Annotated in this window: 15 protein-coding genes; 7 read left to right on the top strand and 8 right to left on the bottom strand. The window is 73.8% G+C overall.

Annotation, left to right across the window (positions count from 1 at the left end; genetic code table 11):
• The first annotated feature begins 101 nt into the window (after nt 1-101).
• Nucleotides 102-593, top strand: coding sequence for an Lrp/AsnC family transcriptional regulator (locus tag ACFYUV_RS11080; protein ID WP_352322709.1), 492 nt, complete (start codon nt 102-104; stop codon nt 591-593).
• Here the strand turns inward: ACFYUV_RS11080 and ACFYUV_RS11085 are convergent.
• Genes ACFYUV_RS11085 through speB form a run of 3 tightly spaced genes read right to left on the bottom strand, consistent with a single transcriptional unit; the run spans nt 590 to nt 3,680 of the window.
• On the bottom strand, nt 590-1,246 hold the full coding sequence (locus ACFYUV_RS11085; protein WP_387669263.1) for a cyclase family protein: 657 nt from the start codon (nt 1,244-1,246) through the stop codon (nt 590-592). The two genes, ACFYUV_RS11080 and ACFYUV_RS11085, sit on opposite strands and share 4 nt — an antisense overlap.
• Nucleotides 1,246-2,751, bottom strand: a complete 1,506-nt coding sequence (locus ACFYUV_RS11090) for a purine-cytosine permease family protein (protein WP_387667601.1) — start codon at nt 2,749-2,751, stop codon at nt 1,246-1,248. The genes ACFYUV_RS11085 and ACFYUV_RS11090 overlap by 1 nt, the downstream gene beginning before the upstream one ends.
• Nucleotides 2,748-3,680: an agmatinase gene (gene speB, locus ACFYUV_RS11095; RefSeq protein ID WP_358283807.1), complete on the bottom strand. Its 933-nt coding sequence runs from the start codon at nt 3,678-3,680 to the stop codon at nt 2,748-2,750. Before speB ends, ACFYUV_RS11090 begins: the two co-directional genes overlap by 4 nt.
• A gap of 70 nt (nt 3,681-3,750) precedes the next feature.
• On the opposite strand from speB, the gene ACFYUV_RS11100 reads away from it, so the two are divergent.
• Nucleotides 3,751-5,205: a PucR family transcriptional regulator gene (locus ACFYUV_RS11100; RefSeq protein WP_387667603.1), complete on the top strand. Its 1,455-nt coding sequence runs from the start codon at nt 3,751-3,753 to the stop codon at nt 5,203-5,205.
• Nucleotides 5,206-5,215: 10 nt separating this feature from the next.
• On the opposite strand, the gene ACFYUV_RS11105 is transcribed toward ACFYUV_RS11100, so the two are convergent.
• The 4 genes from ACFYUV_RS11105 to ACFYUV_RS11120 are packed head-to-tail and all read right to left on the bottom strand — an operon-like array spanning nt 5,216 to nt 11,089.
• Nucleotides 5,216-7,945 carry an alpha-mannosidase gene (locus ACFYUV_RS11105; protein ID WP_387667605.1) on the bottom strand — a complete coding sequence of 910 codons (2,730 nt, stop codon included), beginning with the start codon at nt 7,943-7,945 and terminating at the stop codon, nt 5,216-5,218.
• Nucleotides 7,936-9,024 carry a Gfo/Idh/MocA family protein gene (locus tag ACFYUV_RS11110; protein ID WP_387667607.1) on the bottom strand — a complete coding sequence of 363 codons (1,089 nt, stop codon included), beginning with the start codon at nt 9,022-9,024 and terminating at the stop codon, nt 7,936-7,938. The genes ACFYUV_RS11105 and ACFYUV_RS11110 overlap by 10 nt, the downstream gene beginning before the upstream one ends.
• Nucleotides 9,021-9,920, bottom strand: coding sequence for a TIM barrel protein (locus ACFYUV_RS11115; protein ID WP_387667609.1), 900 nt, complete (start codon nt 9,918-9,920; stop codon nt 9,021-9,023). Before ACFYUV_RS11115 ends, ACFYUV_RS11110 begins: the two co-directional genes overlap by 4 nt.
• Nucleotides 9,911-11,089, bottom strand: a complete 1,179-nt coding sequence (locus tag ACFYUV_RS11120; protein WP_387667611.1) for a CehA/McbA family metallohydrolase — start codon at nt 11,087-11,089, stop codon at nt 9,911-9,913. Before ACFYUV_RS11120 ends, ACFYUV_RS11115 begins: the two co-directional genes overlap by 10 nt.
• 225 nt (nt 11,090-11,314) lie before the next feature.
• Between ACFYUV_RS11120 and iolC the strand changes: the two genes are divergently transcribed.
• The 5 genes from iolC (at nt 11,315) to ACFYUV_RS11145 (ending at nt 16,889) form a co-directional block, all read left to right on the top strand.
• Entirely contained in the window at nt 11,315-12,253 is a 939-nt protein-coding gene (iolC, locus tag ACFYUV_RS11125) for a 5-dehydro-2-deoxygluconokinase (RefSeq protein WP_387667613.1), read from the top strand.
• Nucleotides 12,250-13,155 carry a deoxyribose-phosphate aldolase gene (locus ACFYUV_RS11130; RefSeq protein ID WP_358283793.1) on the top strand — a complete coding sequence of 302 codons (906 nt, stop codon included), beginning with the start codon at nt 12,250-12,252 and terminating at the stop codon, nt 13,153-13,155. Before iolC ends, ACFYUV_RS11130 begins: the two co-directional genes overlap by 4 nt.
• Entirely contained in the window at nt 13,152-13,991 is an 840-nt protein-coding gene (gene iolB, locus ACFYUV_RS11135) for a 5-deoxy-glucuronate isomerase (RefSeq protein WP_387667616.1), read from the top strand. The genes ACFYUV_RS11130 and iolB overlap by 4 nt, the downstream gene beginning before the upstream one ends.
• Nucleotides 13,988-15,823, top strand: coding sequence for a 3D-(3,5/4)-trihydroxycyclohexane-1,2-dione acylhydrolase (decyclizing) (gene iolD, locus ACFYUV_RS11140; RefSeq protein ID WP_387667619.1), 1,836 nt, complete (start codon nt 13,988-13,990; stop codon nt 15,821-15,823). Before iolB ends, iolD begins: the two co-directional genes overlap by 4 nt.
• Before the next feature lie 61 nt (nt 15,824-15,884).
• Nucleotides 15,885-16,889, top strand: a complete 1,005-nt coding sequence (locus tag ACFYUV_RS11145; RefSeq protein ID WP_387667622.1) for an AI-2E family transporter — start codon at nt 15,885-15,887, stop codon at nt 16,887-16,889.
• Here ACFYUV_RS11145 and ACFYUV_RS11150 read toward each other — a convergent pair.
• Complete coding sequence (locus ACFYUV_RS11150; RefSeq protein ID WP_387667625.1) at nt 16,870-17,466, bottom strand: PadR family transcriptional regulator; 597 nt, start codon at nt 17,464-17,466, stop codon at nt 16,870-16,872. The genes ACFYUV_RS11145 and ACFYUV_RS11150 overlap by 20 nt on opposite strands.
• Nucleotides 17,467-17,515: the final 49 nt, after the last annotated feature.

Here is a 17,515-nt window from a genome sequence, read left to right on the forward strand (position 1 = left end):
TCGCTTGACACACCGCCAAGAACTGACAACATGTCGCACCAGGACGGCAATCGAGCGGGAACGCCCCCGTAACGCCGGACCGCTAGGAGGATTCCTCTGACATGACGACGCCGCCCCGCGTACGACGAAACAACGCCAGTTCCGGGCCCGTCGTGCTCGACGATCTCTCCAAGCAGATCATCGAGCAGCTCCAGTCAGACGGGCGCATGCCCTACGCGGCGATCGGCAAGGCCGTCGGGCTCTCCGAGGCCGCGGTCCGTCAGCGCGTCCAGCGGTTGCAGGACGCCGGGGTGATGCAGATCGTCGCGGTCACCGACCCCCTCACCCTCGGTTTCCCCCGCCAGGCGATGATCGGGGTCAACTGCGAGGGCGACCTGGAGTCGGTGGCCGACGAGCTGTCGGCCATCGAGGAGATCGACTACGTGGTGCTCACGGCGGGCTCCTTCGATGTGATCGTCGAGGTGGTCTGCGAGGGCGACGGGCACCTGCTGGAGATCCTCAGCAAGATCCGCGCCATCCCCGCCGTCCGGGCCACGGAGTCGTTCGTGTACCTGAAGCTGCGCAAGCAGTCGTACTCCTGGGGCACGCGCTAACCGATCCGCGCCACGGCCCGCACGGGCGCGCCGTCGGCGCCGTCGAGCCGCAGCGGCATCATCCAGACCTCGATCGGCCGCCCCCTGGCCTGGGCGTCCAGCAGCCGGTCGAGGCCGGTGAGGTTCTCGGCGATCACGGCGTGCGCCCCGCACAGGACGCGGTGGGCAGGGAAGTCGTCGGCCGGCGTCGGATCGACGCTCAGCGCGTCGATGCCGACCGTGCGCACGCCCCGCTCGACCAGCAGCCTGGCGGCCTCCTCGGTGAGGAAGGGGTGGGCCTGGTAGGACCCGCCGCCCCAGTGGGCCGACCAGCCGGTCGCGACCAGCACGATCGGCGCGTCGCCGCCGGACGGCCAGGCCGGGCCGTCGAGCAGCCCGGCCCCGATCTGCGACCGGGGCGCGAGCCCCCGGGCGTCGGCCACCACGGCCGGCCCGGCGAAGCGGGACAGCGGCAGGTCGCCGAGCGCCGGCAGCGCGTCGTCGATGTGGAAGGGGGCGTCGACGTGGGTGCCCGACTGCGAGCCGAGGTGCAGGCGCAGCACGTTGACGCCGTCGCGGGCGACGGTGAGCGCCGGGGCGACCGAGACCTCGGGATCGCCCGGATAGACCGGCATCCCCGCCTCGACGGGCACCGACAGGTCGACGAGTTCCATCACGCCATCGATTCTGCCGCGTCCACGATGGGCAGGATCGGCGTGTCGGCCGAGCGCACCAGGCGCGGGCCCTGCGGGCCGTACACCTCGCGCGGTTCGGGGAAGAGCGCGAGCAGCGTCAGGTAGAGCACGGCCGCGACCGCGAGGCCCAGCGGCAGCGAGACGTCCACGCCGCCGGCCAGGTCGCCCAGCGGCCCGACGAACTGGCCCGGCAGGTTCACGAACGTCAGCGCCACGGCGGCCGCGAGCAGCCACGCGGTGAGGCCGCGCCAGTTCCAGCCGTGGGTGAACCAGTACCGCCCGCCGCGCTGCCGCCGGTTGAAGACCTGCAGGGCGTCGGGGTCGTACCAGCCCCTGCGGGTCACGTAGCCGAGCATCATGATCACCATCCAGGGGGCGGTGCAGGTGATGATCAGCGTGGCGAACGTGGAGATGCTGGCCGTCAGGTTCGCCGCGAAGCGCCCGACGAAGATGAAGACGATCGACAGGGTGCCGATGAAGACGGTCGCCTGCACCCGGGAGAAGCGCGGGAACACGCTGGAGAAGTCGAGCCCGGTCCCGTACAGGGAGGTGGTGCCGGTGGACATGCCGCCGATCAGCGCGATCAGGCAGACCGGGACGAAGTACCAGGCCGGCGAGATCGCCAGCAGCCCGCCCACGTAGTTGGGCGCGGCCGGGTCGACGTACTCGGCGGCCTTGGCGGCGATGATCGAGGCGGTGGCCAGCCCGAAGAAGAACGGCAGGATGGTGGCGAGCTGCGACAGGAAGGCCGCCGCCATCACGCGGGAGCGCGGGGTCGAGGCCGGGATGTAGCGGGACCAGTCGCCCAGGAAGGCGCCGAAGGACACGGGGTTCGACAACACGATCAGCGCCGCGCCGATGAACGACGGCCAGAACAGCGGGTCGCCGGCCGCCAGCGTCCCGGGGTAGGACGGGTCGAAGTCCCCGGCGAAGGCGAACAGCCCGAGCACGAACAGCAGCGACGCCGCCGCGACCGCGATCTTGTTGACGAACAGCATGAAGCGGAAGCCGTACACGCAGACCACGAGGACGAGCAGCGCGAAGACGGCGTAGGCCACCCCGTAGGACACGTCGGTGTCGGGCAGACCGACGAGCCGGTGCGCGCCGCCCACCAGCGCGTCGCCCGACGACCACACCGAGATCGAGAAGAACGCGATGGCGGTCAGCAGCGACAGGAACGAGCCGACCACCCGGCCGTGCACGCCCAGGTGGGCCGAGGAGGAGACGGCGTTGTTGGTGCCGTTGAGCGGCCCGAACAGCGACAGCGGGGCCAGGATCAGCGCCCCGACCACCAGGCCGAGCACGGTGGCCGCGAGCCCCTGCCAGAACGACAGGCCGAACAGGATGGGGAAGGCGCCCAGCACGCAGGTGGCGAACGTGTTCGCGCCCCCGAAGGCGACCCGGAACAGGTCGAACGGCCCGGCGGTGCGGTCGGCGTCGGGGATGCGCTCGACGCCGTAGGTCTCGATCTCGGTGATGCTCATGTCTTCTCCTGCATCGCCAGCAGGCTGACGAGGTCGTAGGCCACGTGGGAGGCGGCGACCGAGGTGATCTCGGCGTGGTCGTAGGCGGGGGCCACCTCGACCACGTCGGCCCCGATCAGGCGGCAGCCGGCCAGACCGCGGAGGATCTCCAGCAGCTCCCGGCTGGTGAGCCCGCCGGCCTCCGGCGTGCCGGTGCCGGGGGCGTGGGCGGGGTCGAGCACGTCGATGTCGACGGAGACGTAGAGCGGGCGGTCGCCGACGCGCTGCCGCAGCACGTCGATGACCTCGTCCAGGCCGCGGCGGAGCACGTCGGCGGCGGTCAGGATGCCGAAGCCGAGCCGCCGGTCGTCCTCCAGGTCCTTCTTGCCGTACAGCGGGCCCCGGATGCCGACGTGGCTGAGCGCCTCGGTGTCGAGGATGCCCTCCTCGACCGCCCGGCGGAAGGGGGTGCCGTGGGTGTACTCGGCGCCGAAGTAGGTGTCCCAGGTGTCGAGGTGCGCGTCGAAGTGCAGCAGCGCCACGGGGCCGTGCTTCCTGGCCGCCGAGCGCAGCAGCGGCAGCGCGATCGTGTGGTCGCCGCCGATGGTGACCAGCCGGGCGTCCAGCTCGTCGGCCGCGGCCTCGATGGTCTCGACGGCCTCGCCGATGTCGAACGGGTTCGCCGCGATGTCACCGGCGTCGGCGACCTGGACGCGCTCGAACGGCGAGACGTCCAGCCCCGGATGGTAGGGCCGCAGCAACCGGCTGGCCTCCCGTACGGCGGCGGGGCCGAACCGGGCGCCCGGACGGTAGGACACGCCCGCGTCGAAGGGCACGCCCACGACGGCCACGTCCGCCCGCTCGACCTGGTCGAGCCGGGGCAGCCGGGCGAAGGTGGCGGGCCCGGCGAAACGCGGGACCCGAGAGGAGTCGACGGGACCGATGTGCATGTTCGTCAGTGTTCGTCACGCTTCTGACCTGCGGCAATTGTTACTCCCACAAAGTAATACGGTGTGTGTTGTGGCTGACCACAAGCTGACGGTCGAAGACCTCCTCCGCTCCCCCGCTCTCCAGCTCCGCGTGCTCGCCGGCGAGGCCGGGCTGTCCCGCTCGGTCTCGTGGGCGCACGTCAGCGAGCTGGCCGACCCGACGCCCTGGCTGCTCGGCGCCGAGGTCATCATGACGACCGGGCTCGGCCTGCCGCGCTCGGCCGCCCGGCAGCGCGCCTACCTCGAACGGCTCGACGACGCGGGGGTCTCGGCGCTCGCCCTGTCGGCCCAGTTGCACGTCCCGCCGCTGCACCGGGCGTTCTTCGAGGCCGCCGAGGAGCGCGGCATGCCGGTGCTGGAGGTGCCGCTCGCGGTGCCGTTCATCGCCGTCTCGCAGGAGGTGGCGGCGGCGCTCCAGGAGGACGCCAGCCACCGGCTGGGCGCCCAGCTCCAGGTGTTCGGCGCGCTGCGCTGGCTGGCCGCCGAGGACCTCGACACCGTCACCCTGTTCAAGCGCCTGGAACGGCTGTCCGGCTACGACGTCTACCTGTGCACCCCGCAGGGCCGGCCGTTGCTGCCCGGCGTGCCGGTTCCCTCGCTCGACGTCCTGCCCGCCGAGCCCGACGCGCCGCCCACGATCCCGGGCGGCTTCGCACTGCCGGTGCCGGCGCCCGGCGGCCCCGCCGGGTTCCTGGTGGCCTTCGAGCGGGAGGGTGCGCGGCCCGCCGGGCTGGCCGTGGTCCAGCACATCGCCACCGTGGCCGCCCTCCAGGTCGCCATGGCCAGGCACGAGCGCGAGACCCTGCGCCGGGAGGGCGCCGAGACGCTGGCCGAGCTGCTCCAGGACGTGCTCGACCCGCCCTCGGCCCGGCGCCGGCTGGCCAGGATGGGCCTGCCCCTGGAGACCGGGTCGGTGCTGCTCGTCGTGCGGCACGCGCCCGACGACGCGCTGCGCCGCGCGGTGGGCGAGCTGCCGCACCTGCTGCTGCGCCGCGGCGACGACCACTACCTGCTGGGGCCGCCCGAGCTGGGGCCGGCGGTGGCCGCCGTGCCCGGGGCCAGCGCGGGGGTGAGCCGGCCGTTCCCGCCGGGCGAGTCGTTGCGGGTCGCCCAGCGTGAGGCCGTGTGGGCGGCCGCGCACGCCGCCGAGTCGGGCAAGGCGCTGGTCCACTACGGCGACGACACCACCGGCCGCTGGCTGCCCAACGACCCCTCCACGCTGTCGGCCCTGGTCGACCACGTGCTGGGCGAGGTGCTGGCCTACGACGAGGCCCACGACTCCCGGCTGCTGCTGTCGGTGCGCACGTGGATGGAGCGCAACCGCCACGTCGAGGACGCGGCGGCGGCGCTGCACGTCCACCCCAACACGCTGGCCTACCGGCTGCGCCGGTTCGCCGCGCTGAGCGGGCGCGACCTGTCGTCCAGCGCGGCGTTCGCGGAGGTCTGGCTGGCCGTGCGCGCGGCCCGCCAGCTCGGCCTCTGCTAGGGCTGCGGGGTCAGCGGAGCTGGACGGTGGCGATCTCCCACGGCCTCAGCGGCAGCCTGAGCGTGCCGTCCGCCGTCTCCAGCGGCTCGCCGGGGCCGCCGCCGGTCAGACCGGCCCGCCGGGCCCGGGTGAAGTCGCCCCGCACCACGGCCTCGGTGCCGGACGCGGTGAGCGCCACCAGGCGCAGCTCCTGCCAGTCGTCGCGGCGGCGCAGCGAGCTCATCGTCACGCCCTGACCGGACACCGACAACCCGTGCGCCGCCGGTGGCGGGGTCAGCTCGCGATCGCCGCCGCCCGGCACCACCAGCAGGTCGTGCCGGTACAGCTCCGCCTGCGGCGGCACGTCCCGCCAGTCCAGGTACGGCATCAGCGCCAGCGACACGGTGTGCGGCCCGCGTGACTGGGCGGCGGGGGTGGGCAGTTGCGGACCGGCCGGCTCGGGGCGCAGCCTGTTGTGGTTGCGCGACAGGTAGCCGACCGAGCGCAGCAGCGTGAGCGCCAGCTCGTAGCCGTCGTCCAGCAGCTCGTACTCGGTGACGTGCTCCAGCAGCGCGGCGACGCCGCCGGCGGCCACCCAGCCGGAGGCGGGGAAGGTGGGCAGCGGGGTCTCGCCGCAGCCGCCCTCGGCTTCGAGCTCCCGCCGCACGATCGCGAACTGCCCCTCGGCCAGCGAATGGTCGGCCCGCCTCGGCAGCGGCACGTGGAAGCGCACCCGGTGGTCCGCGCACCGGTTGTCGAACGACACCCGCAGCCGGACGAACGGCTCGCCCGCCCGCAGCTCGACCCGCATGGTGACCTCGACGTCCTCGGTCGCGCCGGTACGCGCGGGCGGCGGCAGCTCCGGCGTGTTCGGGACGGGCTCGCCCGCCGCCGGCCACAGGTAGACCCGGGTGATCTCCACGGAGGCGACGAGCGGGCCGCCTTCGATGATCTCCGTGTCGATCGAGATCGGCTCGGACACGACCAGGTCGTCGGCGGGGGGCGCGTGGTTGTAGGTGTCGCCGGAGTCGCCGCCGTCCTCGATGCGGCCCACGCCGGTGATCGTCCGGCCGTCCTCGCCGAACAGGCCGAGGGTGCCGTCGGGCTCGATCTCGACCCGCAGCAGCCCGTTGTCCAGCACCGTGGAGCTGGCCTTGATGGGCAGGACCCCCGTGTCGGAGGAGAGCCAGCAGTCCTGGTGGTGGCCGTTGTTGCGGACCTCCGCCCGCGGCGCGGGGTATGTGGGCTCGGGCGGGCCGGGGCGCAGGCTCGTGTGGCCGAGCGCGGGCACCTCGACGAAGGCGGCGACCGTGGACCGGGGCTCGGCCTCGACCCGGACCCAGGTCACGCCGTCGAGCGCGCGGCGCAGCTCGGCCTGGTCGAACGGCCCGCGCGGCTCCCTGCCCACGGTGATGAGGAGGATGTCGTCGAACACCTGCCAGTCGATGACGTGCTGGCCGTACAGCTCGGTGCCGTGCACGAAGCCGAGCACGGTGAGGGGGTCGATGCGCTCGTCCAGCAGCAGCACCGGCGCGCAGTCCAGGGGCTGGGTGGGCACCGCCGCGCCGGAGGGATCCACCAGCGGCCCGCTGCCGCCGGCCACGTCGGCGATCACCACGCCGCTGCGCACGGCCGGCGTCGGGTTGACGACGAGCACGCCGTCGGCCGGCACCGCCGCCGCCAGGCGCGCGGTCACCATGTCGCGGACGGCCTGCCCGAGCTGCTCGGCCTCGGCGATGCGGGCGGCGACCTGCTGGGCGGTCTCGTCCACGCCGCAGCCGGTGACCGAGTCGTGGCCGCTGGCCTCCACCAGCCGCCGCCAGGCCATGTCGAGGAACCGGCCGGGCCACGGGCCGCCCCAGAGCGTCGCCAGGGGCTCGGCGTAGCGCTCGACCATGCGCTCGGCCCGGCCCATGGCCTGCTTGACGGCGACGCGGGCGGAGATGACGCCGGGCAGGATGTTGGCGCGGGCGTGCGAGCGCAGCTCGCCGACGACCTGCGGCAACCCCGCGGTGTCACCCGAAAATTTCTCGATATATCCAGACAAGGTGTCCATGCGGGCGCCGACGGCCGCCACCATCTCCGGCAACCCGCGCACGGGGGCCGAGTGGTCGGCGCCGTACATGGCCAGCAGCTCGCCCTGCGGGCCGTGCCAGGCGCGCATGGTGGCGACGAACTCCGCCGCCCGCTCCTCCAGCCCCTTGACGTCGGAGAACAGGTGGGCGCCGTTGCCGTAGCCGCCCTCGGGCAGGTACTGGGTGCGGATCGCGGTGCCGTCGGGGGCCACCCAGGCGAAGGCGTCGGTCGTCACCGACGACGGCACCCCGCGGTAGACGCAGGCGTGCTCAAGCCCGGCCTGCCGCAGGATCTGCGGCATCTGGGCGGTGTGACCGAACATGTCGGGCAGGTAGCCCACCCGCATCGCGCCGCCGAGCGCGTCCGCGCCGGCCAGCCCGAGTTCGAGGTTGCGCACGATGTTCTCGCCCGAGCACAGGAACTCGTCGAGCAGGATCTGCCACGGCCCCACCGCCAGCCGCCCGGACTCGACGAGCGCCGCGACGCGGTCCCGGTTCTCCGGGCGCACCTCCAGGTAGTCGTCCACGCAGGCGAGCTGGCCGTCGAGGGTGAAGTGGTAGGCGGGCTCGCGCTCCATGGTGTCGAGCACCTCGTCGAGGAGGTCCACCAGCCGCAGCCTGAAGCGCTGGAAGGGCTCGTACCACTCCCTGTCCCAATGCGTGTGCGGTACGACCACTATGTCCATGCCGCCGCCTCCCCTCCGATGGGCAGCCGATGCTGGACGGCGTAGCGGGCGGCGATCCGCTGAGCCGTCACGATGTCCTCCAGTGCGCCGGCCGCGTCGGTGAGCGGCGGGCTGCCATCGTTCACATAAGCATGGAAGGCCGTCAGTTGTACCTCGAACGCCTCGGTCACCTGGCGGTGTTCGGCGCGGGTCTCGGCCCCGGAGACCACGGTGAGGGTGGTGGGCGCGTTCATCAGGTAGGGCGTGGGGAAGACCAGCTCCAGCGTGCCCCCGTCGTGGTGGATCGCGACAGTCTCGCGGTAGGCGGGGTAGCCGTCCAGGTAGTGCCAGCGGATGTGGAACCGGCCCGCCACGGGCAGCGGCCCGGAGATCTCCACGGAACCGGGCGCCGGCCCCCAGCTGTCCACGTACGTGATCTCCCGCGGCGCTCCGGTGAAGCGCCGCAGCAGCGACAGGTCGTGGCAGATCGAGCCCAGGGAGACCGCGTACACGTTGCGCAGCGACTCCGGGGCGGCCTGGCCCAGCGCCCGGGAGACGAGCGCGTCCTCGGCCTCGCGCAACGAGCCGAGCACGCCGGGATCGACGTCGCCGGCCCGCGCCAGGTTCGCGAACGCGAGCTGCGACTCCCCGCTGGGATGCAGCACGGTCACCTCGACCGACCGGACGGCCGCCGGGCCGCCCAGCTCCTCCAGCAGCGCGACGGCCCGGCGCACCGCCGGGTCGTACTGCTTCATGTAGCCGACCATCAGCCGCCCCTCGGGCAGCGCGGCCACCTCCGCCCTGGTCAGCGCGAGCGGCTTCTCGCACAGCACGGCGTACCCGGCGGCCAGCGCCCGGCGCACGGTCTCGCCGTGGGAGCCGGAGGCCAGCACCACCACGGCCTCGAAACCGCCGTCGGCCAGCATCTTCGCCAGGGAGGTGTAGCGCCGGGGCGCGCCCAGCCGGTCGCCGACGACGTCGGCCAGCGTGCGCGACAGGTCGCAGACGGCGCTCACCTCGAACAGGTCCCGCCGCCTGGACAGCAGCGGCACGTAGACCGCCTGGGTGACGGCCCCGCACCCGACCAGCGCGATCCTCACAGGCCCAGCTCCCTCAGCCGCTCGCGGTTGGCGGCCTGGTCGGCGATGTTCCGCCCGACCGGGCGGCGGCCCGGCATCGTGTCCTGCTCGACCACGATCCAGCCCTCGTAGCCGATGGCGTCGAGCGCCGCCACGACCGCGGGCAGGTCGAGCTCGCCGTCGCCCAGGCGGGTGAAGCCGCCCCTGGCCATCAGCTCGCGCAGGTCGGCGCCGTCGTCCAGGGCGGCGGCCAGGATCCTGGTGTCGCCGTCCTTGACGTGCACGTGCCCGACGCGGCCGGCCCACGCGCGCAGCGCCGCGACCGGGTCCCCGCCGGCCAGCAGCAGGTGACCGGTGTCCAGGCAGAGCTGGACGTCGGTCAGCTCCAGAAGGCGCTCGACGTCGTCGGGGGTCTCGACGTAGGTGCCGAGGTGGTGGTGGAAGGCGGGTTCCAGGCCGCGTTCGCGGCAGCGGTCGGCGGCCTCCTGGACGCGGGCGGCGTACCCGGGCCAGTCGGCGGCGGGCAGCCCGGCGACGCTGCCGCCGGGCCTGGCGAACCTCTCGGGCGAGCCCGAGCAGGCCAGCGTGGGCCGGGGCGCGAAGAGGGCGGGCGCCTGCGGCGCGGCGGCGAACACGTCGAGCGCGGCCTCCAGCGCGGGCAGCCCCCGCCGGTACGCCTCGGCGTCGCCGTACCGCAGGTCGACCCAGCCGCCGGCGAGCAGCAGGCCGTGCGCCGACAACCGGGCGGCCAGGTCGGCGCCGGTGCCGAGGTAGCCGATGGGCCCGGAGTCGATGCCCGCGTAACCGGCCTCGGCCAGCGCGCGGACCATCTCGTCGGGGCCCAGGGGCGGCGGCGCGTCGCTGAGCTCGAACACGCCGAAGCTCACCGGCGCGTTCGCGACTCTCCTCACTCGCATAGGGCGATCACCTCGTTCTCGTAGGTCTCCAGGCGGTGGCGTCCCTCGGCCGCGGGAAGCAGCGCCCGCTCGCCGCGTACGACCTGGCGGGCGCCGCCGGGGCGGACCAGCACCAGGCCGTCGGCGTCGAGCGCGAGCAGCTCGTCGCCCAGCCGGAGCAGCAGCGGCGCGTCCGGCCCCGCCGAGACCGCGGTGCGCCCGGCGCGCACGCCGTCGAGCACCGCGCCCGGCTCCTCGGCCAGCACCCACGTGGTCGGCGCGCCCGGCAGGCCGTCGCTGCCGTGCCGGTGGAAGTCGCTGCCGCCGATCGCCACCACGTCGTCGCGCCAGGCGTCGGCCCAGGCCAGCGGCGCGCCCCAGCGGCGGTCCCACCACCCGGAGCTCCACACCTCGGCCACCCGCGGGCGTTCGCCGACCGGCAGCAGCCAGGCGCAGTCGCCGCCCAGCGGGTGGTTGATCGAGATCAGGCCGCCGGCGCGCCCGGCGTGCTCGGTCCAGGAGCCCGCGGGCCGCCGGAAGTCCACCCAGCCGACCTCGCCGAACACGTTGGCGTGGCCGCGGTCGGTGGTGACCTCCTGGCCGGGGATGAGCGTGACGCCGCGGTCGGTCGCGCGCAGCCAGGGGTGGTGGCTGACGGTGTTGTGGTCGGTGACCGCCAGGAAGTCCAGGCCCCGGCCGCGGGCCAGCTCGGCCAGCTCGGCGACGGTGAGCGCGCCGTCGCTGTGGACGGTGTGCGCGTGGAAGTCGCCGGCGAACCAGCGCAGCCCGCCGACGTCGGGCACGTCCCGGCGCGGCGGCCGTTCGCCGGGCGGCGGCTCGGCGGCGACCGGCTCCGGCGGGGCCGTGCGCGCGGCCGAGATCTCCAGGGTGAAGTCGAGGCCCTGCGGCGGCACGCGGTGCAGCCCGAGCCACACGTGCCAGGTGCCGGGCTCGGGGACGCCGGGCAGGTAGCCGGGGGTGGCCCAGTCGCGGGCGATCGTGAACTCCGAGCGCGCCCCTCCCGACCAGCCGCGGAAGCCGCCGGGCGAGCCGCAGCCGAGGTCGAGCACGCCCCGCGACCGGTCGTAGTCGAGCCGCACGGTGACGGACTCCGACCCGGCGGGCACCTCGAAGGGGACCTCGCGCAACGACCGCTCCAGCCGGTCGTCGAGGCTCCAGTGGCCTTTCACGCCGGTCCGCCCTTGCCTGAGGCGGGGCGGAAGGAGAGCTTGGTGGTGTGCTGTTCGTGATGGACGCCGTTGGGGACGAACATGAGCGAACCTCCTCACCGCCCGACACTACAGAAGTGAGGTGACGGGGGCCCGTCCTGAAGGATCATCAACAACATAGCGGACATCCTTATGTCATGACAATATGCCATAGTGTCGAGGTAGGGTGCGTCCTCTGGAGGTGCGTTGTACGACCTGATCACGATCGGCCGCTGCGGCGTCGACGTCTATCCGCTGCAGACCGGCGTCGGGCTGGCCGACGTCGAGACCTTCGGCAAGTTCCTCGGCGGCAGCCCGACCAACGTCGCCGTCGCGGCGGCACGTCACGGGCTGCGCTCGGCGGTGATCACCGCGGTGGGCGCCGACCCCTTCGGCGCGTACGTCCGGCGGGCCATCCGCGACTTCGGCGTGGACGACGCCTACGTGAGCGTCATCGAGGGCCCGGCCACCCCGGTCACGTTCTGCGAGATCTTCCCGCCCGACCACTTCCCCATCTGGTTCTACCGCGGCGAGCACCCGCCCGACCTGCGCCTCACCCCCGGCCACCTCGACCTCGACGCCATCCGCGCGACCGGCCTGTTCTGGTTCTCCCTCACCGGCCTGAGCAAGGAGCCGAGCCGCGCGGCGCACGCCGCCGCCCTGTCGGCCCGCACCTCCGGCTGGACCGTGTTCGACCTCGACCACCGTCCGGCGCTGTGGGAGTCGCGTGCGGCCGCCCGCGCGGCGGCGCGCGAGGCGCTGCCGCACGCGAACGTGGCCGTCGGCAACCTGGACGAGGTGGAGACCGCCGTGGGCGTGCGCGAGCCGGAGGCGGCGGCGCAGGCGCTGCTCGACGCCGGGGTCGAGGTGGCGATCGTCAAGATGGGCCCGGCCGGGGTGCTCGCCCGCACCGCCACCGAGACCGTCGTGGCCGAGCCGGTCGAGGTGAAGGTGGTCAACGGCATCGGGGCCGGCGACGCGTTCGGCGGCGCGGTCTGCCTCGGGCTGCTGCGCGGCTGGCCGCTGGAGCGCACGATCCGCTTCGCGGGCGCCGCCGGCGCGTTCGTGGCCGCCCGGCTGGCCTGCGCCGACGCCATGCCCACCACCGACGAGGTGCACGAACTGCTGAACGAGGTGCCCACGTGAGCGACCTCACGCTGCCCAGGACCGCCCGCTACGAGTGGCTCACGCGGATCCGCGCGACCCGCCCCGAGGAGATCGCCGCGGCCGCCGCGCGCCGGCAGCGCCGCCGGATGCCGGGGCCGGACGAGCGGCTGCTGATCATCGCCGCCGACCACCCGGCCAGGGGAGCCTTGTCCGTACGCGACCGCCCGCTGGCCATGGGCAGCCGCCACGACCTGCTCGACCGCCTCCAGGCGGCCCTGGCCCGGCCCGGCGTGGACGGCATCCTCGCCTCCCCCGACGTCCTGGAGGACCTGCTGCTCCTGGGCGCGCTGGAGGGCAAGCTGGCCTTCGGCTCGATGAACCGGGGCGGCCTGCAGGGCTCGGTGTTCGAGCTGGACGACCGGTTCACCGGCTTCGACCCCGAGGCCATCGACACGATGCGCCTCGACGGCGGCAAGATGTTGTGCCGCATCGACCCCGGCGACCACGCGACGGCCGCCACCCTGGAGTCGTGCGCGCACGCGGTGACCGGGCTGGCCCGCAGGCGGCTGGTGGCCATGGTCGAGCCGTTCTGGGCGGCGCGCTCGGAGTCCGGCGTGCTGCGCAACGACCTGTCCCCCGACGCCGTGATCCGCTCGATCAGCGTCGCCCAGGCGCTGGGGGCCACCTCGGCCCACACCTGGCTGAAGATCCCCGTGGTGGCCGAGATGGACCGGGTGATGGCCGCGACCACGCTGCCCACCCTGCTCCTCGGCGGCGATCCGCCCGACATCGGCACGGCCTACGCCGACTGGCACCGCGCGCTGGCCCTGCCCGGCGTGCTCGGCCTGGTCGTCGGCCGCGCCCTGCTCTACCCATCCGACGACGACGTGGCGACGGCGGTGGACGGCGCCGCCGCCCTGGTACGAGAGGCACACGCATGACCTACCTGCCCTACGGCAAGGCCGCCGACGGCCCCTGGTCGGTGGAGATCACCCCCTCGCTGGCCGGCTGGACCTACTCCGGGCTGCGCGTGGCGGACCTGACCGGCACGCCGCTGTCGTTCGGCACCGGAGAGGAGGAGATGATCGTCCTTCCGCTGTCGGGGTCGTGCACGGTCGAGGTCGGCGGTGAGACGTTCGTGCTGGCCGGGCGCGGGTCGGTGTTCGACGGGCCGAGCGACTTCGCGTACCTGCCGATCGGCGTCCAGGTCACGTTGAGCGGCGGCGGGCGCGTCGCGCTGCCGTCGGCCCGCGCGACCCGGTCGCTGCCGCCGCGGCACGTGCCCGCCTCCCGGGTGCCGGTGGAGATCAGGGGCGCGGGGCAGGCCAGCCGGCAGGTGAACAACTTCTGCGCCCCCGGCGTCTTCGACTGCGACAAGCTCATGGCCGTCGAGGTGCTGACCCCGGGCGGCAACTGGTCGTCCTACCCGCCGCACAAGCACGACACCCCCAACCCGGGCGAGGCCGTGCTGGAGGAGGTCTACTACTTCGAGGTCGCCGGCGACGGGCCCGGCTACCAGCGCGTCTACTCCTCCGAGCGGGGGCAGGTGGACACGCTGGCCGAGGTCTCCTCCGGCGACGTCGTCCTGGTGCCCTACGGCTACCACGGGCCGTCCATGGCCGCCCCGGGCTACGACCTGTACTACCTCAACGTGCTGGCGGGGCCGGCGGAGGAGCGTTCGATGGCGTTCTGCGACGATCCCCGTCACGCCTGGATCCGCTCGTCCTGGTCGGGCCAGGACGTCGACCCGAGACTGCCGTTCGGAGGGCACGCATGACCCGGTTGACCGTCGCGCAGGCCGTCGTGCGCTTCCTGGCCGCCCAGTGGAGCGAGCGCGACGGCGAGGAGCGCCGTTTCTTCGGCGGCTGCTTCGGCATCTTCGGCCACGGCAACGTCGCCGGGCTCGGCCAGGCCCTGGCCACCGTGGGCGACGACCTGCCCTACTACCTGGCCCGCAACGAGCAGGCCATGGTGCACACGGCCGCCGCCTACGCCCGAGCCGCCGACCGGCTGGCCACGCTGGCCTGCACGACCTCGATCGGCCCCGGCGCGACCAACATGATCACCGGCGCCGCGGGCGCGACGATCAACCGGCTGCCCGTGCTGCTGCTGCCCGGCGACGTCTTCTCCACCCGTGCCGCCAACCCGGTGCTCCAGGAGCTGGAGGACCCGCGTTCGTACGACATCTCGGTCAACGACTGCTTCAAGCCGGTCTCGCGGTACTGGGACCGGATCAACCGGCCGGAACAGCTCCCGTCCGCGCTGACGGCGGCCATGCGGGTGCTCACCGACCCGGTCGAGACCGGCGCGGTGACGCTGGCGCTGCCGCAGGACGTGCAGGCCGAGGCGTACGACTGGCCCGAGGAGCTGTTCGCCCGCCGGGTGTGGCACGTGCCGCGCCCGCGCCCCGAACGCGCCGCACTGGCCAGGGCGGCCGAGGTGATCAGAACGGCGGCCCGCCCGCTGATCGTCTCGGGCGGCGGGACGATCTACAGCCGGGCCACCGCCGAACTGGCCGCCTTCGCCGAGGCGCACGGCATCCCGGTCGCCGAGACCCAGGCCGGCAAGGGGTCGCTGCCGCACGGCCATCCGCTGGCGGTGGGCGCGGTGGGCGCGACCGGCACCACCGCCGCCAACACGCTGGCCCGCGAGGCCGACGTGATCATCGGGGTCGGCACCCGCTACAGCGACTTCACCACGGCGTCGAGGTCGCTCTTCGCCGCGGACGCCCGGTTCGTCAACGTCAACGTCGCCGCCTTCGACGCCGCCAAGCTGTCGGGGCTGCACCTGGTCGCCGACGCCCGCGAATGCCTGACCGACCTGGTCTCGGCCGTCGCCGGCCGGCGCTCCGACGACGCCTGGACGGCCAGGGCCGCCGCGCTCTCCCGGGACTGGGACGCGCAGGTGGACCGGGCGTACGCGCTCGACGGCTCCCCGTTGTCGCAGGCGGCGATCATCGGCGCCGTGAACGCGGCCGCGGGCCCGGACGGCGTCGTGGTGTGCGCGGCCGGTTCCATGCCGGGCGACCTGCACAAGCTGTGGCGGCCGAGCGGCCCCGGCGGCTACCACGTCGAGTACGGCAACTCCTGCATGGGCTACGAGATCGCGGGCGGCGTCGGCGTCAAGCTGGCCGCGCCGGAGCGCGAGGTGTTCGTCCTGGTGGGCGACGGGTCGTACCTGATGATGGCGCAGGAGCTGGTCACCGCGGTCGCCGAGGGCGTCAAGCTGGTCGTCGTCCTGGTGGACAACTCGGGCTTCGCCTCCATCGGGCGGCTGTCGGAGAGCGTGGGCGCGCGCCGCCTGGGCACGTCCTACCGGTCGCGTACGGGCGGCCCGCTGCCGGTCGACCTGGCCGCCAACGCCGCCAGCCTGGGCGCGGTCGTGCTGCGTCCGGAGTCGCTCGCCGACCTGCGCAAGGCCCTGGAGGAGGCGCGCTCGTCCGGCGAGACGACCGTCGTGCACGTGCGCACCGACCCCATGGCCGACGACGTCCCCTCCTCGCAGGCGTGGTGGGACGTGCCCGTGGCCGGGGTGGGCGCGCCGGCCGAGCGGGCGGCGTACGAGGAGGCCAAACGGTCACAGCGCGCGCACCTGAGCCCGCCGTCCTGACCAGGGTTGCCCTCGATCACCGCCGGGAAGGCCACTGACCAGGCACGATCGGGGGTTGGGCATGAGGCCGTGGCGGGTGCTGGGGTGGATCGCGATCATCGCGGTCGCCTTCTTCTGCCTCTATCACCTGCGCACGGTCGTCATGTCCGTGATCATCGGCGTCTTCCTCACGGCGCTGCTGCACCCGCCGGCCCGCTGGCTCACCGCCCGCGGGCTCGGCCCGGCGCTGGCCACCACGATCGTCTTCGTCGGCGGCCTGCTGCTGGCCGGCGCGCTGATCGCGCTGCTGGTGCCGCCCACGGTGGACAGCCTGAGCGAGATGCGCACCAGCCTGGGCAAGGCGTTCGGCGACCTGCACGGCCTGGCCGCCCGGTTCGGGCTCGACGACCAGCGGCTGCTCGCCCAGGCCAGGGACTACGTCTCCAAGCAGGGCAGGCAGATCACCAGCGGCGCCATCGCCGGGGTCAGGACGGCCGGCGAGATCGTCGTCGGCGCGGTGCTGGCGGTCATCCTGTCGGTGTACTTCGTGCACGGCGGCGAGCGGCTGTTCGCCTGGATCGTCGATCTGATGCCCGACGCGGCGAAGACGCGCTGCCACGACACCGGCGTGCTGATCTTCGGGGTGATCGGGCGCTACATCCGCGGCGTGGCGATCGTGGGCGTGGTCGACGGCTTCTTCATCGGGCTCGCCCTGTGGATCCTCGGCGTGCCGATCGCGCTGCCGCTGGCCGTGCTGACGTTCGTGGGGGCGTTCCTGCCGGTGGTGGGGGCGTTCATGGCCGGGCTGCTGGCGGCGGTGGTGGCGCTCGTGGCCAAGGGGTGGCTGGTGGCGCTGATCGTGGTCGCGGTGACGGTGGCGGTGCAGCAGCTCGAAGGGCACGTGCTGGCGCCGCAGGTCTACGGCAAGGCGCTCGACCTGCCGGGAGCGGTCATCCTGATCGCGATCACGGTGGGCAGCGTGATCGCGGGCATCACCGGGGCCTTCCTGGCCGCGCCGGTGACCTCGGTGCTCGTCGCGCTGCTGCGGCGGCCGCGCCCGCACCTGATCACTCCCGGGCCGAGCTGACCGCCTCCAGCTCCTCGCGCGACCACTGGATGCGGCCTTCCCGCAGGTCGGCGATGACGGCGCGGAGCCAGCGGGCCTCGGCCGCCGTCACCTCGCGCAGGTACTCGGACTCCAGCATCGTGATGCGCGGCAGGTCCTGCTCGGCCGACAGGCTCGACTCCAGCTCGGCCAGCGTCTGCTCCACGGCCGCCGCCCGCCGCTCCAGCGCGTCGGCCAGCACGCCGGGCGGGAGCAGCATCGCGTTGGACAGCGCGGCGGGGAACTGCGGGAACTCCTGTTTGGGACGGCTGAGCATGTCGTCGAGCCACACGTCGAGCCGTTCGCGCCCGGCGTCGGTGAGCTCGTAGACCGTGCGCTCCGGGTACTGCTGGTCGCGGCCGGTCTCCCTGACCCTGAGCAGCCCGGCCTCCCCCAGCCGCTCGATCGTGCGGTAGAGCCCGGCCCGCTGGCCGACGTTGACGACCTGGTCCTTGCCCCACTGCTTGAGCAGGCGCTGCATGCCGTACGCGTGCAGAGGCCGGGACCGCAGCAGGGCCAGCACGGTGAGGGCGAGCGGTGAGCCGCGGTCGAGAGCCATGGCCCTCATCGTAGCCGCACAGCAACTAGTTGACTTGAGACTAGTTGCA

Source organism: Nonomuraea sp. NPDC003560 (assembly GCF_042878785.1).
Taxonomy (GTDB): Bacteria; Actinomycetota; Actinomycetes; order Streptosporangiales; family Streptosporangiaceae; genus Nonomuraea.

Coding starts and splice junctions, on each gene's coding strand:
- ACFYUV_RS11080 (WP_352322709.1), top strand. CDS start 102: ATGACGACGCCGCCCCGCGTACGACGAAACAACGCCAGTTCCGGGCCC.
- ACFYUV_RS11085 (WP_387669263.1), bottom strand. CDS start 1,246: ATGGAACTCGTCGACCTGTCGGTGCCCGTCGAGGCGGGGATGCCGGTC.
- ACFYUV_RS11090 (WP_387667601.1), bottom strand. CDS start 2,751: ATGAGCATCACCGAGATCGAGACCTACGGCGTCGAGCGCATCCCCGAC.
- speB (WP_358283807.1), bottom strand. CDS start 3,680: ATGCACATCGGTCCCGTCGACTCCTCTCGGGTCCCGCGTTTCGCCGGG.
- ACFYUV_RS11105 (WP_387667605.1), bottom strand. CDS start 7,945: ATGGACATAGTGGTCGTACCGCACACGCATTGGGACAGGGAGTGGTAC.
- ACFYUV_RS11115 (WP_387667609.1), bottom strand. CDS start 9,920: ATGCGAGTGAGGAGAGTCGCGAACGCGCCGGTGAGCTTCGGCGTGTTC.
- iolB (WP_387667616.1), top strand. CDS start 13,152: ATGACCTACCTGCCCTACGGCAAGGCCGCCGACGGCCCCTGGTCGGTG.
- iolD (WP_387667619.1), top strand. CDS start 13,988: ATGACCCGGTTGACCGTCGCGCAGGCCGTCGTGCGCTTCCTGGCCGCC.
- ACFYUV_RS11145 (WP_387667622.1), top strand. CDS start 15,885: ATGAGGCCGTGGCGGGTGCTGGGGTGGATCGCGATCATCGCGGTCGCC.
- ACFYUV_RS11150 (WP_387667625.1), bottom strand. CDS start 17,466: ATGGCTCTCGACCGCGGCTCACCGCTCGCCCTCACCGTGCTGGCCCTG.